The 20991-nt window shown below is 72.6% G+C and carries 20 protein-coding genes; 2 read left to right on the top strand and 18 right to left on the bottom strand.

Annotation, left to right across the window (positions count from 1 at the left end; genetic code table 11):
• The first annotated feature begins 206 nt into the window (after window positions 1-206).
• Window positions 207-1646 carry an MFS transporter gene (locus GGQ54_RS13705; RefSeq protein WP_179445895.1) on the top strand — a complete coding sequence of 480 codons (1440 nt, stop codon included), beginning with the start codon at window positions 207-209 and terminating at the stop codon, window positions 1644-1646.
• A gap of 7 nt (window positions 1647-1653) precedes the next feature.
• A complete protein-coding gene (locus GGQ54_RS13700; protein WP_179445894.1) occupies window positions 1654-2316 on the top strand; it encodes an ArsR/SmtB family transcription factor in 663 nt (220 codons plus the stop codon).
• 25 nt (window positions 2317-2341) lie between these two features.
• On the opposite strand, the gene secG is transcribed toward GGQ54_RS13700, so the two are convergent.
• The 18 genes from secG to GGQ54_RS13610 form a co-directional block, all read right to left on the bottom strand.
• The gene (gene secG / locus GGQ54_RS13695; protein WP_179445893.1) at window positions 2342-2587 is read right to left on the bottom strand and encodes a preprotein translocase subunit SecG; all 246 of its coding nucleotides are present in this window, start codon (window positions 2585-2587) and stop codon (window positions 2342-2344) included.
• 100 nt (window positions 2588-2687) lie between these two features.
• Complete coding sequence (tpiA, locus tag GGQ54_RS13690) at window positions 2688-3491, bottom strand: triose-phosphate isomerase (RefSeq protein WP_179445892.1); 804 nt, start codon at window positions 3489-3491, stop codon at window positions 2688-2690.
• 2 nt (window positions 3492-3493) lie between these two features.
• Window positions 3494-4684 (bottom strand): phosphoglycerate kinase, encoded by a 1191-nt coding sequence (locus GGQ54_RS13685; RefSeq protein ID WP_179445891.1) that lies wholly within the window; start codon window positions 4682-4684, stop codon window positions 3494-3496.
• A 32-nt stretch (window positions 4685-4716) separates the two neighbouring features.
• Window positions 4717-5724 (bottom strand): type I glyceraldehyde-3-phosphate dehydrogenase, encoded by a 1008-nt coding sequence (gene gap / locus GGQ54_RS13680; protein ID WP_179445890.1) that lies wholly within the window; start codon window positions 5722-5724, stop codon window positions 4717-4719.
• A 174-nt stretch (window positions 5725-5898) separates the two neighbouring features.
• The gene (whiA, locus tag GGQ54_RS13675; RefSeq protein WP_179445889.1) at window positions 5899-6882 is read right to left on the bottom strand and encodes a DNA-binding protein WhiA; all 984 of its coding nucleotides are present in this window, start codon (window positions 6880-6882) and stop codon (window positions 5899-5901) included.
• 63 nt (window positions 6883-6945) lie between these two features.
• Window positions 6946-7926 (bottom strand): gluconeogenesis factor YvcK family protein, encoded by a 981-nt coding sequence (locus GGQ54_RS13670; RefSeq protein WP_179445888.1) that lies wholly within the window; start codon window positions 7924-7926, stop codon window positions 6946-6948.
• Entirely contained in the window at window positions 7923-8816 is an 894-nt protein-coding gene (gene rapZ, locus GGQ54_RS13665; RefSeq protein WP_343045966.1) for an RNase adapter RapZ, read from the bottom strand. The genes GGQ54_RS13670 and rapZ overlap by 4 nt, the downstream gene beginning before the upstream one ends.
• Window positions 8817-8836: 20 nt before the next feature.
• Window positions 8837-9580 (bottom strand): hypothetical protein, encoded by a 744-nt coding sequence (locus GGQ54_RS13660; RefSeq protein WP_179445886.1) that lies wholly within the window; start codon window positions 9578-9580, stop codon window positions 8837-8839.
• A complete protein-coding gene (gene uvrC, locus GGQ54_RS13655) occupies window positions 9577-11550 on the bottom strand; it encodes an excinuclease ABC subunit UvrC (protein WP_179445885.1) in 1974 nt (657 codons plus the stop codon). Before uvrC ends, GGQ54_RS13660 begins: the two co-directional genes overlap by 4 nt.
• Before the next feature lie 824 nt (window positions 11551-12374).
• Entirely contained in the window at window positions 12375-12914 is a 540-nt protein-coding gene (locus GGQ54_RS13650; RefSeq protein ID WP_179445884.1) for a CGNR zinc finger domain-containing protein, read from the bottom strand.
• A gap of 302 nt (window positions 12915-13216) precedes the next feature.
• The gene (locus GGQ54_RS13645; protein WP_179445883.1) at window positions 13217-13741 is read right to left on the bottom strand and encodes a flavin reductase family protein; all 525 of its coding nucleotides are present in this window, start codon (window positions 13739-13741) and stop codon (window positions 13217-13219) included.
• Complete coding sequence (locus tag GGQ54_RS13640; protein ID WP_179445882.1) at window positions 13738-14259, bottom strand: NADPH-dependent FMN reductase; 522 nt, start codon at window positions 14257-14259, stop codon at window positions 13738-13740. The genes GGQ54_RS13645 and GGQ54_RS13640 overlap by 4 nt, the downstream gene beginning before the upstream one ends.
• Window positions 14256-15362 (bottom strand): LLM class flavin-dependent oxidoreductase, encoded by a 1107-nt coding sequence (locus GGQ54_RS13635; protein ID WP_179445881.1) that lies wholly within the window; start codon window positions 15360-15362, stop codon window positions 14256-14258. Before GGQ54_RS13635 ends, GGQ54_RS13640 begins: the two co-directional genes overlap by 4 nt.
• Complete coding sequence (locus GGQ54_RS13630; RefSeq protein ID WP_179445880.1) at window positions 15359-16204, bottom strand: DUF1684 domain-containing protein; 846 nt, start codon at window positions 16202-16204, stop codon at window positions 15359-15361. Before GGQ54_RS13630 ends, GGQ54_RS13635 begins: the two co-directional genes overlap by 4 nt.
• A gap of 102 nt (window positions 16205-16306) precedes the next feature.
• Window positions 16307-17551 (bottom strand): LLM class flavin-dependent oxidoreductase, encoded by a 1245-nt coding sequence (locus GGQ54_RS13625; RefSeq protein ID WP_179445879.1) that lies wholly within the window; start codon window positions 17549-17551, stop codon window positions 16307-16309.
• Window positions 17548-19170, bottom strand: a complete 1623-nt coding sequence (locus GGQ54_RS13620) for a dipeptide ABC transporter ATP-binding protein (RefSeq protein WP_179445878.1) — start codon at window positions 19168-19170, stop codon at window positions 17548-17550. The genes GGQ54_RS13625 and GGQ54_RS13620 overlap by 4 nt, the downstream gene beginning before the upstream one ends.
• A complete protein-coding gene (locus GGQ54_RS17685; protein ID WP_179445877.1) occupies window positions 19167-20039 on the bottom strand; it encodes an ABC transporter permease subunit in 873 nt (290 codons plus the stop codon). Before GGQ54_RS17685 ends, GGQ54_RS13620 begins: the two co-directional genes overlap by 4 nt.
• Window positions 20036-20989 (bottom strand): ABC transporter permease, encoded by a 954-nt coding sequence (locus GGQ54_RS13610; protein ID WP_179445876.1) that lies wholly within the window; start codon window positions 20987-20989, stop codon window positions 20036-20038. Before GGQ54_RS13610 ends, GGQ54_RS17685 begins: the two co-directional genes overlap by 4 nt.
• Window positions 20990-20991 lie beyond the last annotated feature (2 nt).

Raw genomic sequence — 20991 nt, 5'->3', positions numbered from 1 at the left:
TCGACGATCGGACCCCGAGCTGTCGGTGCGACGATCCGCGATGCCGTCGAGGTGGCCGCGCGGGGGGCCTTGGGCAGCGGAATCACGGGCGCAACTGTAATCGCAGCGTGCGGCATGGACCAAACCCCGCCGGCACCCGGTCAGCGGGCGGGAAAGCCGGGTCGGAGCGGTTGACAACTCCTGAGGTTCGGTTATTCCATAACTCTATGGAATATGAGTCGACTAGCGCGGCCGAACCCGACGCGGCGCCCGCCACCGCCCGCTGGAGCGATCTCTTCGCCCCCCACACCCGCGGCCCGGTCATCGTCCTGGCCTCCGGCATCGCGCTGTACGCGATCAACGTCTACGTCACCGCCAGCCTGCTGCCGAACGCCGTCGCCGACATCGGCGGCGAAGAGCTGTACGCCTGGGCGATGACGAGCTTCCTGCTCGCATCGGTGATCTCGTCGATGTTCGTCGGCCAGCTCTCCGCCGGGCTGGACGCGCGACTGGGCTACCTGCTCGCCTTCGCCGGATTCGGCGCGGGCCTGGTCATCGACGCCGTCGCGCCCACGATACCGGTCTTCCTGGCCGGGCGGATCGTCCAGGGCGCGGCCGGCGGGTTGCTCACCGGGCTCGCCTACACGGTGCTGCGGCGCGTCCTGCCGGCCCACCTGTGGACCCGGGCGATCGCCCTGCTGTCGGCGATGTGGGGAGTGGGCAACGTGATCGGCCCGGTGCTCGGTGGCCTGTTCGCCCAGCTCGGCGTGTGGCGCGGCGCCTTCTGGACCCTGATCGCGGCGACGGCCGCGGCCGCCGGCCTCGCCGCGCGGGTGATGCCCGCGTCGGGCCGTGGCGCGGGCGGCGCCGGCGGCGTACCCAAGCTGTCGCTGTTGCTGCTCACCCTCGCCACGGCCGCCCTGTCCGGCGCGCAGCTCACCACGGGGCTGCTGCCCGTCGCCGTGCTCGGCCTCGCGGCGGCCCTCGCGCTGACCGGCTTCGTCGCCCGGGATCGCGCCACCAGCCCCCGCTCGCTGCTCCCGGGGCTGACCTATCTCCCCCGCTCGCCGCTGCGCTGGATCTACCTGGTGATCGCGGCGGTCGCCATCGGCTCCACCATCGAGGCCTTCGTGCCGCTGTTCGGTCAGCGGCTCGGCGCGCTGTCGCCCCTGCCCGCGGGCCTGCTCGGCGCCGCCATCTCCTGGGGCTGGAGCGCGGCGGGCATCGCCACCTCGGGCGTGACCTCCGCCCGTGGCCTCGCCCGGCTGCGGATCGGCGGACCCGCCCTGCTCGCCGCCGGCTTCTGCGCCTACGCCCTGACCCAGCGCGCCGACCCCGGCCCCGTCATCGTGGCGGCCTGGTTCGGCACGCTGTTCATCGCAGGCTGCGGGATCGGGATGACGTTCGGGCACAGCGCCGCCGCGGTGCTGCGGAGCACCGACGACGACGCGGAGGCGCAGAAGGCCTCGGCCGGCGTGAACACGGTCCAGTTGGTCGCGAACACCCTCGGCTCCGCGCTGGCGGGCGTACTGGTCAGCCTCGGCGGGCCGTCGCTGGTCGGCTCCGCCGTCACGGTCTCGGTCGGCTTCGCCGTGATCGCAGCGCTCGGCGCGGTCTGCTCGGCGCTGGCGCTGCGCGGCGAGCGTTCGACCGGCGCACTAGGCTGAACCGACCATGACCAAGGCATTCCCCGAGCTGCCCATCTACGAGCAGCTCGCCCAGGTGGGCAAGGCGCTGGCCAGCCCGATCCGGCTGCGGCTGCTGGACCAGCTCGAGGAGGGCGAGTCCACGGTCGAGGAGCTGGCCGCGCGCGCCGGCGTCGGGCTGAAGAGCACGTCGGCGCAGCTCCAGCAGCTCAAGGCGCTGCAGCTCGTGGCCGCGCGCCGCGACGGCGTACGCATCCACTACCGGATCGCCTCGCCGCAGGTCTCGGCGCTGCTGGCCAGCTTCGAGGAGTTCGCCGAACGCACGGTGCCTGCGGTGCGGACGGCGGTCAGCGAGTACTTCGCCGCGCACCCCGGGCCGGAGCCGGTGACGGTGGAGGAGCTGGAGCGACGGATGCGGGGCGGCACGATGGTGATCGACGTGCGCTCCGCCGAGGAGTACGCCAAGGGCCACGTGCCCGGGGCGCTGAGCATCCCGCTGCCTCATCTGCGCGACCGGCTGGCCGAACTGCCGGCGGACGCGGACGTCATCGCCTACTGCCAGGGCCCTTACTGCCTGTCCTCGCCCAGGGCGGTCGCCCTGCTCGGCGAGCTGGGCCGCGAGGCCCGCTCCGTGCGGGGCGGGATCACCGCGTGGATTCGCTCCGGGCGGGAGCTGCGCACGCCCGCCTGAGCGGGGCATCAGCGCCCGGCGCGGCTCACGGGAACCAGCGGTAGAGCACCAACAGCACGACGACGATCGCGATCCAGATCAGCCCGAGGACGATGGTCAGGCGATCGAGCGTGCGCTCCGCGGTCGAGCTGCCGCCGAAGCTGGTCGACATGCCGCCACCGAACAGGTCGGACATGCCGCCGCCGCGGCCCTTGTGCAGGAGCACGAACAGCGTGAGGATCGTGCTGACGATCACCAACAGGATCGACAGGACGAGGATCGGTACGCTCATCCGGCGGACCCGATCCCGACGGGCGCGAGCGCTGGCGTCATGGGGGCGGCAAACACGGGCGTCACTCTAGCCCGACGACCCGACACACGCGAAGTTCGGCTCACCCGCCCGCCAGATCGTAGAAGCGGCAGATCGCGGCGAACTCGTCGACCTTCAGCGACGCACCGCCGACGAGGCAGCCGTCGATATCCGGTTCGGCCATGATCGCCACCACATTGTCGGCCTTCACCGAGCCGCCGTAGAGGATCCGGACCCGCTCGGCGACCGCGATTCCGTGCTCCTCGGCGAGGAACTGCCGGATCGCCCCACAGACCTCCTGCGCGTCGTCGGGGGTGGCGACCTTTCCGGTGCCGATGGCCCACACGGGCTCGTAGGCGATCACGCTGCGGGTGATGTCCTCGGGCTTCAGCCCGGCCAGCGAACCGCCGACCTGGGCCAGGCAGTGATCGACCTGGCCGTCGGCCTCCCGGACCTCCGGGCCCTCCCCGACGCAGACGATCGGGGCGATGTCGGCACGCAGCGCCTGCAGCGCCTTCGCCTGGACGACCGCATCGGACTCATCGTGTTCGGTGCGCCGCTCGGAATGCCCGACGATCACGTAGCGGCAGCCGAGCTTGGCCAGCATCCGCGCCGTGACCTCGCCGGTGTGGGCGCCGCCGTCGTGGGACGAGACGTCCTGCGCCCCGTACTCCAGTTGCAGCTTGTCGCCCTCCACCAGCGTCTGCACCGTCCGCAGGTCGGTGAACGGCGGGAACACCGCGACCTCCGACTTCGCCGGATCCCAGCGCTTGTCCTGCAGCGTCCAGGCCAGCTTCTGCACCAGCCCGGTCGCCTCGACGTGGTTCAGATTGGACTTCCAGTTGCCCGCCATCAGCGGGGTACGCCCGTGCGTCGCTTCGGCCATGATCAGTCCTCCAGTACCTGCAGGCCGGGCAGTTCCTTGCCCTCGAGGTATTCCAGGCTGGCGCCGCCGCCGGTCGAGATGTGGCCGAAGTCGTCGTCGGCGAAGCCGAGATCGCGCACCGCGGCCGCAGAGTCGCCACCGCCCACCACGGACAGCCCATCGACCTTCGTCATGGCCTCGGCAACGGCACGCGTACCGCCGGCGAACGCCGCAAACTCGGCGACGCCCATCGGGCCGTTCCAGAAGGCCGTGCGTGCGCCGGCGATCTTCTCGGCGAAGGCCGCAGCAGACTCGGGGCCGATGTCCATCCCGAGCTGATCGGCCGGGATCGCGTCGGCGGCGACCACCGTGGGCGGCGCGTCGGCGGCGAACTCGGGTGCCACCACGATGTCGGTCGGCAGGACGATCTCGGTGCCCTCGCGTCCGGCGCGCTCGAGGTAGCTCCGGCAGGTCTCGACCTGATCGGCCTCGAGCAGCGACTTGCCCACCTCGAAGCCCCGCGCCGCGAGGAAGGTGAAGACCATCCCGCCGCCGATCAGCAGGGAATCGGCCTTGGCGAGCAGGTTGTCGATCACCGCCAGCTTGTCCGAGACCTTCGCGCCGCCGAGCACGACCACGAACGGCCGCTGCGGATCCTCGGTGATCGCGCGCAGCACCTCGGTCTCGGCCTTGACCAGCTCGCCCGCGGCGTGCGGAAGCAGCTTCGCCAGGTCGTAGACCGAGGCCTGCTTGCGGTGCACCACCCCGAACCCGTCGGAGACGAAGGCGTCGCCCAGCTCGGCATAGGCCCGGGCCAGCTCCGCACGCTCAGCCTCGTCCTTGGAGTCCTCGCGCGGGTCGAAGCGGACGTTCTCCAGCAGCGCCACCTCGCCGTCGGCCAGCCCGTCGACCACCTCACGCGCCTGCGGACCCGTGGTGTCGGCCGCGAAGGCGACCGGCCGCCCGAGGAGCTCGGCGAGCCGCTCGGCGACCGGCGCCAGCGAGAACTCGGGGTTCGGCTTGCCCTTGGGCCGGCCGAGGTGGGCGAGGATGATCACCTTCGCCCCGGCATCGGCCAGCCTGGTCAGGGTCGGGACCGAGGCCCGGATCCGCCCGTCGTCGGTGATCTTGTCGCCGTCCAGCGGGACGTTCAGATCGCAGCGGATGATCACCCGCTTGCCGCGCAGGTCACCAAGATCATCGATGGACTTCATCGGTCCGCGGTCCCCTCTCCCTCGTGATTCGCTCAGAGCTTCTCGCCGACCAGCTTGGTCAGGTCGACCAAGCGGTTGGAGTAGCCCCACTCGTTGTCGTACCAACCGACCACCTTGACGTTGTTGCCGATCACCTTGGTCAGGCCGGAGTCGAAGATGCACGACGCCGGGTCGGTGACGATGTCGGAGGAGACCAGCGGATCCTCGCTGTAGTTCAGGTAGGGCGCCAGCGGCCCGTCCTCGGCGGCGGACTTCATGATCTCGTTGACCTCCTCGACCGAGGTCTCGCGGGCGGCCTCGAAGGTCAGGTCGGTGGCCGATCCGGTGATCACCGGGACGCGCAGGGCGTACCCGTCCAGCTTGCCCTTCAGCTCGGGCAGCACCAGGCCGATGGCCTTGGCCGCGCCGGTGGAGGTCGGCACGATGTTCTGCGCGGCGGCGCGGGCCCGGCGCGGGTCCTTGTGCGGGCCGTCCTGCAGGTTCTGGTCCTGGGTGTAGGCGTGCACCGTGGTCATCAGGCCCTTGTTGATGCCCAGCGCATCGTTCAGCGCCTTGGCCAGCGGGGCCAGGCAGTTGGTGGTGCAGGAGGCGTTGGAGATGATGTGCTGCGTGGCCGGGTCGTAGTCGCCGTCGTTGACGCCCATCACGATGGTGATGTCCTCGTTCTTCGCCGGAGCGGAGATGATCACCTTCTTCGCGCCGCCGTCGATGTGGGCCTTGGCCTTGGTGGCGTCGGTGAAGATGCCGGTCGACTCGATCACGATGTCGGCGCCGAGGTCACCCCACGGGATGTTCGCCGGATCCTTCTCGGCGAAGACCTTGATCAGCTTGCCGTCGACGGTGATGCCCTCGTCGTTGGCGGTGATCTCGCCGGGGAAACGGCCGAGCACGGTGTCGAACTTCAGCAACTGGGCGATCGAGGCGTTGTCGGTCAGGTCATTGGCGGCGACGACCTCGACGTCGGCGCCCGAGGCCACCAGGGCCCGGAAGAAGTTGCGGCCGATCCGGCCGAAGCCGTTGATGCCAACCTTGATGGTCATGCGCGATGCTCCTTAGCGGCGTGGTCTGTCGTGACACGGAACGCGCACACAATAACCAAGGCCCCCGAGCGCGCATCCGGGCGGACCAAACCGCCCACTGGCACGCTCGGCGTACCAGCACCGGAGTTGGTCTGGGCGCGGGCACGCGCGGTTCGGCACAACCCGGGGCCCGGCTCAGGAGTCCTCGAGCATCTCCGGGGTCAGGTTGGCGTCCGTGCCGGGGATCCCGCGCTCGCCCGCCAGCTTGTCGGCGGTGGCCAGCAGCCGCCGGATCCGCCCGGCCACGGCGTCCTTGGTCAGGGGCGGGTCGTGCAACTGGCCGAGCTCCTCCAGCGAGGCCTGCTTGTGCTCCAGCCGCAGCGTGCCCGCGGCGCGCAGGTGATCGGGGACCTCGTCGCCGAGGATCTCCAGCGCCCGCTCGACCCGCGCGCCGGCGGCAACGGCCGCCCGCGCGGAGCGGCGCAGATTGGCGTCGTCGAAGTTCGCCAGCCGGTTCGCCGACGCGCGCACCTCGCGGCGCATCCGCCGCTCCTCCCAGGCCAGCAGCGACTGGTGGGCGCCCATCCGGGCGAGCATCGCGGCGATGCCGTCGCCGTCGCGGACCACGACCCGGTCGATCGCGCGTACCTCACGGGCCTTGGCCGGTACGCCGAGCCGCCGCGCCGCCCCGACCAGCGCGAGCGCCGCCTCCGGCCCGGGGCAGGTCAGCTCCAGCGACATCGAGCGCCCCGGCTCGGTCAACGACCCGTGCGCGAGGAACGCGCCGCGCCACGCGGCGACGCAGTCGTCCAACGAACCGCTGACCACCTGCGCGGGCAGGCCTCGCGCGGGCCGGCCCTTGGAGTCGACGAGGCCGGTCTGGCGGGCCAGCGCATTCCCGTCGCGGATCACCCGGACCACATAGCGGTTGCCGCGGCGCAGCCCGGAGCCGTTCACCACGACCAGGTCCGTCTGGTGCCCGAACAGGTCGGCGATCGTGCGACTCAACCGTCGGGCGGCGGCGCCGGTGTCCAGCTCCGCCTCGATCACGATCCGGCCGCCCGCCAGGTGCAGGCCGCCGGCAAAGCGCAACATCGCCGTCAGCTCGGCGCGGCGCGTCGTCGGTCGGGTGATCTCGACGGTGGCAAGCTCCGCCTTCACCTGCTGAGTCATCGCCATGGCGGCCATCCAATCACAAGCGTGGGGGGTCGGTGGGGGCCTTCGAAGCGCATCAGTCCGGGATCAGGCCCCCATGATCTCGGCGTACATCGACGCCAGCCGCAACGGGTCGTGCCGGGCGGTGCCGTCGCGGACCGCCAGGTCCCCGACCACCAGCTCGGCGCCGAGCGAGGCGGCATAGGCGGGCAGATGCCGATCGTCTCGCGCGAACCGGGTATCGGCCAGCACCACGTCCAACCGGAGCTGGGGGGCGTGCTCGGCGAGCAGCTCCAGGTGCTGGGCGGCGGTGTAGCCACGGGTCTCCCCCGCCGGCATCAGGTTCAGCGTGAGCAGCCGCCGGGCCCCGGTCGTGGTGATCGCCCGGGCCAGCTCGGGCACCATCAGGTGCGGCATCACGGAGGTGAACCAGGAGCCGGGGCCGAGGATCACCCAGTCGGAGCTCTCGATCGCGCGGACGGCCTCGTCCGCGGCCGGCGGCTCCGCCGGCTCCAGCCGGATCGTGCGCACCTCGGCATTGGTCCGGGCGACCTTGTCCTGGCCGCGGATCTCCGACAGCTCGTCGGGGTGCATCGGGTCCACGCCGATCACCTCGGCCACGATGTCCAGCGGCACCCGCGACATCGGCAGTACCCGTCCCCGCGCGCCGAGCAGCGTGGCGACCATGTCCAGGCCGGCCACCGGGTCGCCGAGCCGCTGCCACAGCCCGGCGATCAGCAGGTTGCCGATCGCGTGACCCGACAGCGCCCCGTCGCCGTCGAAGCGCGACTGCAAGACATCGGCCCACAGCCGGCCGGACGCGTCGTCGCCGCACAACGCCGCCAGCGCCATCCGCAGATCGCCCGGCGGCAGGCAGTCCAGCTCGGCGCGCAGCCGGCCCGACGATCCGCCGTCGTCGGCGACGGTGACCACCGCGGTCAACCGGTCGGTGACCCGGCGCAGCGCGGTCAGCGACGCGAACAGCCCGTGCCCGCCGCCCAGCGCGGCGACGCGCGGCAACTCGCCGGCATCGAGCGGTGACCTGGCATCGAGCGGGGAGCCGGTCATTCGCGCCCCAGATCGCGGTGCATGACCGCCGTCGGCAGGCCCGCGGCGTTCAGCCGGTCGGCGAGCTCGGTGGCGATCGCGGTGCTGCGGTGCTTGCCGCCGGTACAGCCGATCGCGATGGTGGCGTACCGCTTGCCCTCCACGGCATAGCCGCGGGCGACGTTGCCGACCAGGGCCTCGACCTGCTCCACGAACTGCTCGGCGCCGGCCTGGGCGAACACGTAGTCGCGCACCGGCGCCTCCAACCCGGTGTGGGGTTGCAACTCCGGCACCCAGTGCGGGTTGGGCAGGAAACGGACGTCGAAGACCATGTCGGCATCCAGCGGTACGCCGTTCTTGAACCCGAACGACATCACGCACAGCCGCACCCGCTCCGCGCCGCCGCCGAAGACGTGGGCGACCTGGACGCCGAGCTGGTGCAGCGTGGTGGTCGAGGTGTCGATCACCAGATCCGCGCCGGCGCGCAGGCCGGCCAGCATCGCCCGCTCCTGCCGGATGCCGTCGAGCAGCGGCCCGTCGCCCTGCAACGGGTGCGGCCGCCGGACCGAGGACTGGCGGCGGACGATGACATCGTCCTCGGCGTCGACGAACAGCAGCTCGGGCGGCGTACCGGCGGCCGCGAGTTCGGTGAACACGGTCGGCAACTGGTCGAACTGGCTGCGGCTGCGGACATCCAGCACCACCGCAACCCGGTCGATCCCGTCGGCGGCGGCCTTGGCGCACAACTCGACGAGCATCGACGGCGGGAGATTGTCCACGACGTACCAGCCCAGGTCCTCCAGCACGTGGGCGCTAGTCCGCCGGCCCGCGCCGGACATGCCGGTGATCACCACCAGCCGGATCGCCTCGGCAGACGCCGGGGCCTGCTGTACTGCCGCCGCCTCTGTCACGGGGCCCATTATGGGCCCGGTCACGAACGCGATGCGTACCGATAGCTACGCGGCGCCGGACCGTCGACCTCGACGATGCGGATCGCGAAGGGCTCGGCGTAGCGGGTCCCCGCGTCGGTCACGCCCAGCTCGTCGGCGACGGTGCGCAGCTCGCCGGCCCGTTCGGCGAGGGCGGGCCTCAGCGCGCGCCCGACGTACTGGTCGAGCACCAGAGCGTCGTCGGCGCGCGCCTGCGGCCCGGCGTAGACGGTGACCGGGATGCTCGGCGGCTCCCCGCGCGGGTCGGTCATGTCCTGCACCATGGTGGCGGTGAAGTCGTCGGGAAATTCCACCGCCAGGACGGCATCGCCGCTCTCGACCCGGCCGCGCACGACCTGGGGGTCGTAGCGCAGCTCGACGGGGCGGAAGTCGCTGACGGCGGTGGCGGTGTCGAGCGAATCGACCAGCAGGTCGCCGAAACTCAGCCACTCGGTCTTCGCGCTCTGCAGCGCCGGCACCTCGACGGGCTCGTCCCGGTAGCCGAAGGCCACCTCGAAATCGGGCCGGTCGACGGCGGCGGGCGCGGCCGCCGGCGGGGGCGCCGCCTGCTCCGGCGGCGGGACCTGCGCTTCCGGTCGCAGGGCCCAGCCGGCGGCAGCGCCGCCGATCAGCGCGGCCGCGGTCACCGCGGCGGCCGGCGCGAGCCACCAGCGCCGGATCGCTGGGCTGAGCAGGATCCGGCGACGCAGCGTGTGCCGCCCGGTCCGGCGGTCGGGGGCGGTCACGACTGCTCGATCACCTCTCCGGTGGTCATGTTGATCGCCTCGCCGCGGGTGGTGTCGCGATCCAGCGCGGACTTCACCTGCTCGGCGGTACGCCGACCGAAGCCGGGCAGGGCGGCGATCTCCTCGGTGGAGGCGGCTCGCAGCTTGCGCAGCGACCCGAAATGCTTCAGCAGGGTACGCCGGCGCACCTCCCCCAAGCCGGGCACGTCGTCGAGCAGCGACTCGACCATCGTCTTGCTGCGCCGCCCGCGGTGGTGGGTGATCGCGAAGCGGTGCGCCTCGTCGCGCAGGCGCTGCAGCAGGTACAGGCCCTCGCTGGTGCGCGGCAGGATCACCGGATGCTCCTCGCCGGGCAGCCACACCTCTTCCAGCCGCTTGGCCAGCCCGACCAGCGCGACGTCGTTGATGCCCAGCCGGGCCATCGCGTCCGCCGCGGCCGCCACCTGCGGCGGGCCGCCGTCGACGACGACGAGCTGGGGCCGGTAGGCGAACTTCTTGGGCGCGCCGGTCGTCGGGTCGACCAGGCCTCCGGTCTCGCCGGCCTCCTGCTGCAGCGTCGCCTGCTCGTCGATCAGTCGCCGGAACCGGCGGGTGATCACCTCGTCGATCGACGCGACGTCGTTCTGCCCGTCGACGCCGCGGATCACGAAGCGCCGGTACTCGCTCTTGCGCGGCAGGCCGTCCTCGAAGACCACCATCGAGGCGACGACCTCGGTGCCCTGCAGGTTCGACACGTCGTAGCACTCGATCCGTAGCGGCACCTCGGGCAGCCCGAGCGCGGTCTGGATCTCCTCCAGCGCCCGGCTGCGCGTCGACAGGTCCGAGGCCCGCTTGGTCTTGTGCCGGACCAGCGCCTCCGAGGCGTTGCGCGCGACCGTCTCCAGCAGGCGCGCCTTGTCACCGCGCTGCGGCACCCGGACCTGCACCGCCGAGCCGCGCAGCTCGCCGAGGAACTCGGCCATCGACTCGGGGCTGGTCGGCAGGTGCGGCACCAGCACCTCGCGCGGCACGGCCCGGCCGCGCTCCTCCGGCGCGACATCGGCATAGAGCTGCAACAAGAATTGCTCGATCAGCTCGGGTACGCCGGCATCGTCGGTGCGGTCGGCCACCCAGCCGCGCTCGCCGCGGATCCGGCCGCCGCGGACGTGGAAGATCTGCACGGCGACCTCGAGCGGATCCTCGGCCAGCGCGATGATGTCGGCATCGGTGCCGTCGCCGAGCACGACCGCATTGGCCTCCATCGCCCGCTGCAGCGCCCCGATGTCGTCGCGCAGCCGGGCGGCACGCTCGAACTCCAGGCCCGCTGCCGCGGTCTTCATCTCGGCCTCGAGCCGGCGGATCATCGCCGTGCCCTGACCGGCCATGAAGGCGCAGAAGTCGTCGACGATCTCGCGGTACTCCTCCGCGCTGACCCGGTCGACGCACGGCGCGGAGCACTTGTCGATGTAGCCGAGCAGGCAGGGCCGGCCGGTGGCCCGGGCGTTGCGGAAGGTGCCGTTGGTGCAGGTCCGCACCGGGAAGACGCGCTGCAGCAGGTCGACGGTCTCCCGGATCGCCCAGGCATGGCTGTAGGGACCGAAGTAGCGAGTGCCCTTGCGCTTGGCGCCGCGGCCGACGAAAACGCGCGGATATTCCTCCGACATGGTGACGGCCAGCCACGGATAGGACTTGTCGTCGCGATACTTCACGTTGAACCGCGGGTCGAACTCCTTGATCCAGGAGTATTCGAGCTGCAGCGCCTCGACCTCGGTGTTGACGACGGTCCAGTCGACCCGGGCGGCGGTGGTGACCATCGTCCGGGTCCGCTGGTGCAGCCCGGCGAGATCGGCGAAGTAGGAGTTCAGCCGCGAGCGCAGATTCTTGGCCTTGCCGACATAGATCACCCGGCCCTCGGCGTCGCTGAACCGGTAGACACCGGGCTGCTCGGGGATCGACCCCGGTGCGGGTCGGTAGGTCGCCGGATCTGCCACCCGGCCAGCCTAGTTCGGCGTACCGACCCTCCTTCGCGGCGCGGCAGCCCTCGCCTCGCACCGTTTCCGACCACTCGCCCCAGTTCTGGCGCCGATCCGCACCAACCCGCCGCCCTTACCGACCACTCGCCCCAGTTCTGGCGACGAACCGCACCAACCCGCCGCCCATACCGACCACTCGCCCGAGTTGTGGCGAGGACCGTGCCGAGCACAGCGGTACGCGGCGCGGCAGCCCGCGCCTCGCGCCCATACCGACCACTCGCCCCAGTTCTGGCGACGAACCGCACGAACCCGCCGCCCTTACCGACCACTCGCCCGGGTTCTGGCGACGAACCGCACCAACCCGCCGCCCATACCGACCACTCGCCCGAGTTGTGGCGAGGACCGGGCCGAACGCAGCGACGGTACGCGGCGCGGCAGCCCTCGCCTCGCGCCCATACCGACCACTCGCCCCAGTTCTGGCGACGATCCGCCCGAACCCGCCACCCTTACCGACCACTCGCCAGAGTTGTGGCGAGGACCGGGCCGATCACAGCGGTACGCGGCGCGGCAGCACGCGCCTCGCGCCGTTACCGACCACTCGCCCCAGTTCTGGCGACGATCCGCCCGAACCCGCCACCCATACCGACCACTCGCCCCAGTTCTGGCGAGGACCGGGGCCGATCACAGCGATCACAGCGGTACGCGGCGCGGCAGCCCTCGCCTCGCGCCCATACCGACCACTCGCCCCAGTTCTGGCGCCGAACTGCGGTTCCGACGACCAGGTGGCGGTTTCCTTCTAGCGGTCAGTGACGGGCCCGCTACCAACGCCGGCCCAGCCAGGGCTAGTCGGTCTTCCTCGCTCTCAATTCGCGCTGCTTGTTGCGGGTGCCGCAGGACTTCATCTCGCACCATCGCCGCCGCTGAGCGCGTGACCTGTCAATGAATGGGTGCGTGCAGGTGCGGTCGGCGCACCATCGCACCTGTGAAGGGTCAGTCGACGCAATGAGCTGGAGGAACGATGCTGCGATTGCGCCGAGGCATTGCTGTGCAGTGCCCTCGCGGACGATTGACTGGTCGGGCTGCATAGTGATCCGGGGCTGGCCACTTGTGGAGGCGGTATTCAGTGCCAGGCGATGCTCGTCCGGCACGCCCTCTCCTCTCTTCCAGCTCTCGAGTGCGCGAAAGAGGGACGCCCGGAGGGTTCGGGCGGCGGCAAGGTCGTGCTCCGTGGCTTGCTCTGGTCGGTCCACAACGTCGGCATCGATGAACCACTGCATGAGGTCCTGCGGCTGTCGAAGCTCCTCCACATCCTTGCTCCCGCGCTCGGAGAGGGTGCCGATGAAGTCAAGCGCGGGATGTCCCGCGATGTGCACTGCAGCCATGTAACCACCTTGACCGGTGACTGCCGTATCGGCAAGGTAACCTCATGAACAGGTTACGCCACCCCCGTGCGGCACTGGTCGTCCTGTGCTTGGTCCAATTCGTCGATGTACTCGGCGTCACCAGCGCCACGACGGCACCCCGACCATCGGATGCTGGAGCTTCGGCGAGAGCCTCTCCCGCCATTACCGACCACTCGCCCCAGTTCTGGCACCGATCCGCACCAACCCGCCACCCATACCGACCACTCGCCCGGGTTCTGGCCGCGGCGAGCCCGCGTCGCGCCGAAACCCCCGCGGAACCCTCAGCCCCCGGCGGGACGCAGCGCGGGCAGCAGCCGGTGGTAGTCCCGGTCGCGATAGACCAGCGGCGGGCCGCCGCCGATCCGGGCGGTCAGCGCCTCCAGCAGCACCAGCCGGCTGGACGCCGCCGGGATCTGGCCCGCGATCCGGGCCCGGATCCAGCCGGCGGAATCGTTGATCACCGGCTCACCCGTCGGCAGCCGCCGCCAGCCGCGGCCGGCGAACCGGTCGATCCCGCTGGTCGCGAACCGGGTCGCGAGCTCGGCCTGGTGGTGGCCGAGGAAGTTCACGACGACGTGCTCGGCACGCTCGATCGCGGGCCACGACGACGAGCCCGAGTCGATCGAGAACGCCAGCAGCGCCGGCTCCGCCGCCACCGAGATCACCGAGGTCGCCGTGAACCCGACCAGCCGCTCCGGGTCGGCCAGCGTGATCACGCAGACCCCCGCCGGGTGCTGGCGAAAGACCGCCTTGAACTCGTCGACGGACAGACCCTCACGGGTCTCGGGGTCGGGCACGCCGCTCATCGGACCACCTCCCGGTTCCTCGCGGCACCTGCCAGGCGATCCAGCCGGGCCGTCCAGGCGTCGAGCGGGCCGGCCGGATCGTCGACCTCGGACTCGGCGACCGCGACGGCCGGCAGCACGGTGGCGCCGAGCTCGCCGAGCAGGGCCGTCAGCGCCCCAGCAGTGCTGACCAGATGGGCCGGGGCCGCCGCGACGACCACCGGCACCGCCACCGCGTCGCGCAGGTCGCCCGCGGCCAGGTGATCGAGCAGGCTCTTCAACAGGCCGGTGTAGCTGCCCTTGTACGACGGCGTCGCCACCACCAGCCGGCGTGCCGAGCGGAGCCGGTCGAGCCCGGCAACGAGCTCGGGCGACCGCTCGGCGGCGAACACCGATCCCGCCAGGTCGGCGGCCTCGATCGGCTCCGCTTCGCCGCCGGACCAGCGCTCGGCGACGGTGCGGGCCAGCCTGGCGGTACGCGACCCGGGCCGCGGGTTGCCGGACAGGACGACGGTCGTTGCTTCGGACGGTTCACTCATGGGCGGCCTGCTTCCACGGTCGGGGCGAGGATCGGATGATCGTTCGCCGGCGGTTCGGCGTCGGGCGGGGACGTGACCGGCTCCCACAACCGGTCGGGAAAGGCCTCGCGCGCCTGCGGCAACACATCGCCGAGGAACGCGTCGATGCCGCGCTGCAACACCGGGTCGGGCTCGTCGGCGGTGCCGATGTGCTGCACCTCGTGGCCCAGCAGCCCGTGCAGTTGGCCGAGCTGGTCGAGCACCTCCTCGGGGCTGCCGACGAGGTAGGAGCCGTTGGCGATCGCGTCGTCCAGGTCGGCGAACGGCACGGTCTGGCGAAACGTGGACGCCCGCGCGAGCCGCGCCGCGAACACCGGCGCGAACTCCGCGCGCGCCTGCTGGGAGGTCGGCGCCACGTGCACCGCCGCGGCGCCGGCGCCGACCAGCGCCCGCTCGGGCGGGTGGCCGTACGCCGCGAGCCGCTCGCGGTAGTGGTCGACCAGCTCGGCGTACTGCTCGCGCCGACCGGTGACATTGGCCGAGTACAGCGGGTCGCCGTATCGCGCGGCGAGCTCGGTCGAGTTGGTGCTGGTCGCCGAGCCGTGCCAGATCCGCGGCGGGCTCTGCAGCCAGTCCGGCCGCGGCACGAAGTCGACCAGCGGCGGCCGGAACCGCCCGGACCAGGTGACGCTCGGCTCGTGGATCAGCCGGCGCAGCAGGTCGTACTTCTCGGCGTTGCGCTCCCACTGGTCGTCCAACGAGTAGCCGAACACCCGCGCCTGCACCTCGGTGTTGCCCTTGCCGATGATCATCTCGACCCGCCCGCCGGACAGGTTGTCCAGCGTGGCGTAGTCCTCGGCAACGCGGACCGGGTCCAGCACCGACAACACGGTGACGGCGGTGAACAACCGGATCCGGCTGGTCCTGGCGGCGATCGCGGCGAGCAGCACCGGCGGCGCGGACACCTCGGTGTCCGGCGTGTGGTGCTCGCCGACGCCGAACCCGTCCAAGCCCGCCTGTTCGGCCCGGTCGGCCGCGGCGACGATCTGATCGAGCCGCTCCTTGGAGCCGACGCGGTCCGGGCCCGGCGCGTTGAAGCCGAGCGAGATCGCGAGGAACCTCACCGCGCCCCCTCGAACGGCTCGGGCGCCAGCTCGCCGGCCTCGACCAGCAGGTCGAGATGGTTCTCGGCGGGCGGCTTCGGGCAGGTGCCGTACGGGGTGAACGCCGCCGGGAAGTTGGTCGCGCGGTTGAAGTCGATCACCGCGGATCCGTCCTCGCCGATCTCGATCGGGACCACGCGCCACTCCGCGTGCGCTCCCCCGGCGCCGAGGTCGTCGAAGATCGCGGTCACCCCATGATCGCCGAACACGGCGAGGGAGTGGGTACGCCCGTCGTGCGCGAACTCCGTGACGCCGATCTCCTCGCGCTGGTGCACCAGGCCGGGCTGCGCGCCGTCGACGGTGACCCGCCTCGGCTCGGGGTGCGCGGCGAACGTGGCGTCCTTGATCCAGGCCGGGTCGAAGTCGTGCGCCCGCAGCCCTCCGAATGCGCGCCGGGCAGGCGCCTCCGGGTCCAGCACGCGCAGGCCGAGGCGGCCGGTACGCCGGATCAGCTCGAGGCGCCGCCCGTCGGCCAGCGTCAACCAGTGCAGCGACTTCGCCTCGCCGATCCCGGCGCGGGCCTCGCCGACGATCGGCGCGCCGGATCCGTCGGGCTCGACGGGCGCGATCTGCTCGCCCGCCCCGACGGTGACCCGGGCGGTGTCGTCGACCACGTCCCAGGTGCCGGGCAGCGCCGGCAGCACCTGCGGCGATTCGTCGAGCCAGTGCAGCGCGACCTGGCTGAGCACGCCGAACGGGGCGCGGAAGACCTGCTCCCGTTCGACGCGTTCGGCCACCGCGCGCCGTTCGGCGTCGACGGCGACCCGGTCGCTGTGCACCGCGTCGATGGTGGATCCACTCATCGCTGTCTCCTTGTTCTCGGTCGGTCTCGGACGATCCCCGGATCGGTGTCGATCATGCTGCGCTGTTGATCATGCTGCGCTGTTGATCATGGAGCGTGTTGATCATGGCTGTCCCGCCGCCGCGAGGACAGGCGTACCGTGCCGCGCCCAGTGTTCGGCGAGCAGCTCGTAGGAGCGCACCCGGGCCTCGTGATCATGGGTGATCGTGGTGATCACCAGGTCGTCGGCGCCCGTCGCCTCGGCGAGCAGCCGCAACCCCGCGGTGACCTGTTCCGGCGTACCCACGAAGCGGGACGCGATCCGGTCGGCGACCAGCGCGTCGTCCTCGGCGGTCCAGGGCAGCTCGGCGGCCCGTTCCGGCGACGGGTAGGCGATGGCGCCGTCGCCGCAGCGGATGCTGCGCACCCAGTGGCCGAAGCCGCGGGCCAGCTCGGCGGCGCGCTCCGGCGTCTCGGCGACGACCACGTCGGCGGACACGGCGACCCGCGGCGCCGCGTTGCGCGGGGAGGGCCGGAACGCGGCGCGGTACGCCTCGACGGCCTCCAGCACGTTGCCGGGCGTGACGTGATAGTTGGCGCCGAAGGCGAGGCCCAGCGCGCCGGCCAGTTGCGCGCTCTCGCCGCCGCTGCTGCCCATCACCCAGATCTCCTGGTCCGGCCCGGCGTGCGGGGTGGCGGCGAGCAGTCCGCCCTCGCGGTCGGCGTAACGATCCTCGAGCAGCGCGAGGAGGTCCTCGAGCTGTTCGCCGTAGGGCTGGGCCTCGCGGCCGCCGCGCAGCAGGTCACCCTGGGCGGCCACCCGCGGCCGGGAGCCGAGCAGGGCGAACAGCCCGGGCGGGCCGGGCGGCAGCGGCAGCCCGTTCGGCGCGCGGTCCGGGCGCTTCGGCGCGGCGGGCTGGTCCGCGCCACCCTTGTCGAGGCCTCCCTTGTCGGCGCCGTTCTTGTCCGCACCGTTCTTCTCGGCGGGACCGCGGCTTGCCGAGCGTCCGAGGCCGAGGTCGATCCGGCCGGGGGCGGCGGCGTCCAGCAGCCCGAACTGCTCGACCAGGGCGAGCGCGGACTGATTGCCGGCCAGCACCGCCCCCGATCCGAGCCGGATCCGGGAGGTGTGCGCGGCGAGCAGCGCCAGCACGACGGCCGGGGACGAGCCGGCGACGCCGGGGTTGAGGTGGTGCTCGGCGACCCAGTAGCGGGCATAGCCCGCCTGCTCGGTACGCCGCGCGAGGTCGATCGTCTCCGCCACCGCCCGCCGCGCATCGCCACCCTCGGTGATCGGCACGAGGTCGAGCACCGACAGCGGCACGACGGGCGCGCCGGGCGACGCCGCGACCGGCTCGTTGTTGCTCATGCGGGGCTCCTCTCGGGTTCCCGGGCGCCGGGTACGGCGGCCAGCAGGGTGCGGGTGTAGTCGTGGCGCGGCCGGGCCAGCACCTCCTCGGTGGGTCCGACCTCGACGATCCGCCCGGCAGACAGCACGGCGGTGCGGTGCGCGATCTGGCGGACGACGGCGAGGTCGTGGGAGATGAACAGATAGCCCTGCCCGAACTCCGCCTGCAGGTCGACCAGCAGCCGCAGGATCCTGGCCTGCACGGACACGTCGAGCGCGGAGACCGGCTCGTCGCAGACGATCAGGTCCGGCTGCGGCGCGAGCGCGCGGGCGATCGACACCCGCTGCCGCTGCCCGCCGGACAGCTCGCGCGGCAGGCGCCCGGCATAGCTGGTCGGCAGGCCGACGCGGTCCAGCAGCTCGGCGACGCGGGCCGCGCGGGCGGCGCGGTCGCCGATCCCGAACACGGCGAGCGGCTCGGAGATGATCTCCGTCAGCGTCCAGCGCGGGTTGAGCGAGGCGTACGGATTCTGCTGCACGACCTGGATCCGGCGGCGCAGCAGCCGCAGCGCCTCGCCGCGCAGCCCGGACAGCGGAGCCTGGTCGAAGCTGGCCTCGCCGGCGTCCGGTCGGACGAGCCCGAGCGCGACCCGGGCCGTGGTGGTCTTGCCCGAGCCGGACTCCCCCACCAGGCCGACCGTCTCGCCGCGCTCGACGGTGAGGTCGACGCCGGACACGGCGGCCACGGTGCGGTCCGCCCCGGCCGCGCGCGGCAGCCGGAAGGAGACATCCACGCCGCGCAGCTCCAGCAGCGGCCGGGACGGCTCGGGCCGGGCGCCCACCAGCGGCGGGGTGTCCAGCCGCGGGGCGGCACCGAGCAGCTCGCGGGTGTACCCCTCCCGCGGCCGATCGATCAGATCGGACACGGAGCCGGCCTCGACCACGGTGCCGCCGCGCATCACGACCAGCCGGTCGGCCCGCTCGGCGGCGACGCCCAGGTCGTGGGTGATCAACAACACGCCCGCCCCCGATGCGCTGCTCAGCTCTGCCAGCCGGTCGAGAATGGTGCGCTGCACCGTGACGTCGAGCGCCGAGGTCGGTTCGTCGGCGACGATCAGCGCCGGGTCGGCGACGGTCGCCAGGGCGATCAGCGCGCGCTGGCGCATCCCGCCGGAGAGCTGGTGCGGGAACTGCCGCGCGCGCTGCGCCGGCCGGTCCAGCCCAGCCCGCTCCAGCGCCTCGATCGCCCGCAGCCGGGCGGTACGCCGGTCGGCGAGCCGGTGGATGCGCAGCACCTCCGCGACCTGATCGCCGATCCGCTGCACGGGGTTGAGCGCGCTCATCGGATCCTGCGGGACGAAGCCGATCCGGCGCCCGCGTACCGCGCGCAGGACCCGCGGCCGCGCGCCGATTAGCTCGATATCGCCGAGCCGGGCGCTGCCGGAGACCTCGGCGTTGTCGGGCAGTACGCCGAGCAGGGCGTGCGCGGTGCTCGACTTGCCGGAGCCGGACTCGCCGACCACGGCGACGCACTCGCCGCGGCGCACGTCGAGGCCGACCCCGCGCACCGCCGGGGCGAGCGCATCCGCCAGCCGGTAGCCGATCCGGAGATCCTTGATCGAAAGCAGTGCGTCGGTCATCGGCGATTCCCCTCCAGGGCGCGGGCGAGCCGGTTCGCCGACAGCACGGTGGCGACCACGACCAGGCCCGGCAGCGTGCTCAGCCACCAGGCGCTGCCCAGGAAGCTGCGCCCGCCGGCGACCAGCGAGCCCCACTCCGGGGTCGGCGGCTGGGCGCCGAAGCCGAGGAAGCTGAGCGAGGAGACGGCGAGCATCGCGGTGCCGAAGTCGAGCACGGCGAGGACCAGCACCGGCCCGATCGCGTGCGGCAGCACGTGCCGCCGCAGGATCGTCAGGCGGCGCGCGCCGGAGGTGGCGGCGGCCTCGACGAAGGGACTCAGCCGCACCCGCATCACCTGGGCGCGCATCACCCGCGCCGAGGCGGCGATGCTGCCCGCGCCGACGGCGATCGCCACGTTCAGGGTGCCGAAGCCGAGCGCGGTGATGAAGGCCAGCGACAACAGCAGCGCCGGGAACGCCATCAGCACGTCCACGAAGCGCATCGCGAGCTGGTCGAGCCAGCCGCCGACGGTGCCGGCCAGCAGCCCGAGCAGCCCGCCCGCCACCAGGCCGAAGCCGACCGCGACCAGGGTCGCCTGCACCGACAGGCCGGTGCCGTGCACGACGCGGGTGAGCAGATCGCGGCCGATCTGGTCGGTGCCGAACGGGTGCGCGGGGCTCGGGCCGAGCAGGGAGTCGGCCCCGTTGGCCGCGTACGGGTCGCCGGGCGCGATCAGCCCCGGCGCGAGCGCGGCGAGCAGCACGACGGCGAGCCAGGCGATCGCGAGGACGACGGTCGGGCGTACCCGCAGCCTGCGCCGGACGCGTGCGGCGCGGACCCGGGCGGCTGCCGGGGCGGCCGCGGTGAGGCGTTGATCGAGGATGGTCACGAGCGGCCTCCTGGCACCGGGGCGAGGCTCAACCGCGGGTCGAGCAGCGGCTGGACCAGGTCGACGAGCAGCGTCACGACGACCACCGTGGCCGCGCCGAGCACGACGATCCCGAGCGTGAGCGGGATGTCCTGGGTGGCGACGGCCATCGCGGTGAGCTGGCCCAGCCCGGTCCGCGAGAAGACCGTCTCGGTGACCACCGCGCCGCCCAGGAACTGGCCGGCGAGTACGCCCGCGACGGCGAGCGCGGGCAGCGCCGCGTTGCGCCCGATGTGCCACAGCACCCGCGCCGGTCCGGCGCCCTTGGTGAGCGCCGTCTCGGCGTAGGGCTGCGCCGCCTCGGCGTCCAGGCTGCGGGTGTAGACCTGCGCGACGGTCGCGGAGCCGAGCGTCGCCAGGGTGATCGCGGGCAGCACCAGGCTGGCGGCGCCGTCGTTGCCGAACGCCGGGAACCAGCCGAGCCCGAACGAGAACACCTGCAGCAGCATCAGCGCCAGCCAGAAGCTCGGCACCGAGACCCCGAGCGGCGGCAGGGCGAGCAGCAGTTGGCGTACCGGACCGACGCGGAAGCGGGTCGCGGCGAGCGCCAGCGCCCCGCCGCCGAGCAGGCTCAGCCCGGTGGCGAGCAGCGCGATCTGGGCGGTCGGCCAGATCGCCTGCCCGATCGAGGCGGCCACCGAACCGGTCCGCGGCGAGCTGCCGAGGTCGCCGCGGGCGAGCGCGGCGAGGTGCTGCACGTACTGCACCGGCACCGGCTGGTCCCAGCCGTAGCGCGCCCGCAGCTCGGCGATCTGTTCGGGAGTGGCGGTGGATGCGCTCGGGTCTCCGCCGGCCGCGACCAGGGCGGCCGGGTCACCCGGCAGGGCGTACAGGACCAGGAACGCGACCGTGTACGCGGCCCACAGCACGCCGAGTGCCTGGACGATCCGCAGCGCGAGATGACGAACCATGA

Origin of the sequence: Naumannella cuiyingiana (assembly GCF_013408305.1) — a bacterium.
In the GTDB taxonomy this organism is placed as follows: Bacteria; Actinomycetota; Actinomycetes; order Propionibacteriales; family Propionibacteriaceae; genus Naumannella; species Naumannella cuiyingiana.
This window is presented reverse-complemented; position numbering and strand designations above follow the sequence as displayed.

Bases quoted from the DNA above. Each gene is read 5' to 3' on its own strand.
- GGQ54_RS13640 (WP_179445882.1), bottom strand. From the start codon at position 14,259: ATGAGTGAACCGTCCGAAGCAACGACCGTCGTCCTGTCCGGCAACCCG.
- tpiA (WP_179445892.1), bottom strand. From the start codon at position 3,491: ATGGCCGAAGCGACGCACGGGCGTACCCCGCTGATGGCGGGCAACTGG.
- secG (WP_179445893.1), bottom strand. From the start codon at position 2,587: ATGAGCGTACCGATCCTCGTCCTGTCGATCCTGTTGGTGATCGTCAGC.
- GGQ54_RS13625 (WP_179445879.1), bottom strand. From the start codon at position 17,551: ATGAGCAACAACGAGCCGGTCGCGGCGTCGCCCGGCGCGCCCGTCGTG.
- gap (WP_179445890.1), bottom strand. From the start codon at position 5,724: ATGACCATCAAGGTTGGCATCAACGGCTTCGGCCGGATCGGCCGCAAC.
- GGQ54_RS13685 (WP_179445891.1), bottom strand. From the start codon at position 4,684: ATGAAGTCCATCGATGATCTTGGTGACCTGCGCGGCAAGCGGGTGATC.
- whiA (WP_179445889.1), bottom strand. From the start codon at position 6,882: ATGGCGATGACTCAGCAGGTGAAGGCGGAGCTTGCCACCGTCGAGATC.
- GGQ54_RS13705 (WP_179445895.1), top strand. From the start codon at position 207: ATGGAATATGAGTCGACTAGCGCGGCCGAACCCGACGCGGCGCCCGCC.
- GGQ54_RS13645 (WP_179445883.1), bottom strand. From the start codon at position 13,741: ATGAGCGGCGTGCCCGACCCCGAGACCCGTGAGGGTCTGTCCGTCGAC.
- GGQ54_RS13630 (WP_179445880.1), bottom strand. From the start codon at position 16,204: ATGAGTGGATCCACCATCGACGCGGTGCACAGCGACCGGGTCGCCGTC.
- GGQ54_RS13670 (WP_179445888.1), bottom strand. From the start codon at position 7,926: ATGACCGGCTCCCCGCTCGATGCCAGGTCACCGCTCGATGCCGGCGAG.
- GGQ54_RS13620 (WP_179445878.1), bottom strand. From the start codon at position 19,170: ATGACCGACGCACTGCTTTCGATCAAGGATCTCCGGATCGGCTACCGG.
- GGQ54_RS13650 (WP_179445884.1), bottom strand. From the start codon at position 12,914: ATGGCTGCAGTGCACATCGCGGGACATCCCGCGCTTGACTTCATCGGC.
- GGQ54_RS13700 (WP_179445894.1), top strand. From the start codon at position 1,654: ATGACCAAGGCATTCCCCGAGCTGCCCATCTACGAGCAGCTCGCCCAG.
- GGQ54_RS13610 (WP_179445876.1), bottom strand. From the start codon at position 20,989: ATGGTTCGTCATCTCGCGCTGCGGATCGTCCAGGCACTCGGCGTGCTG.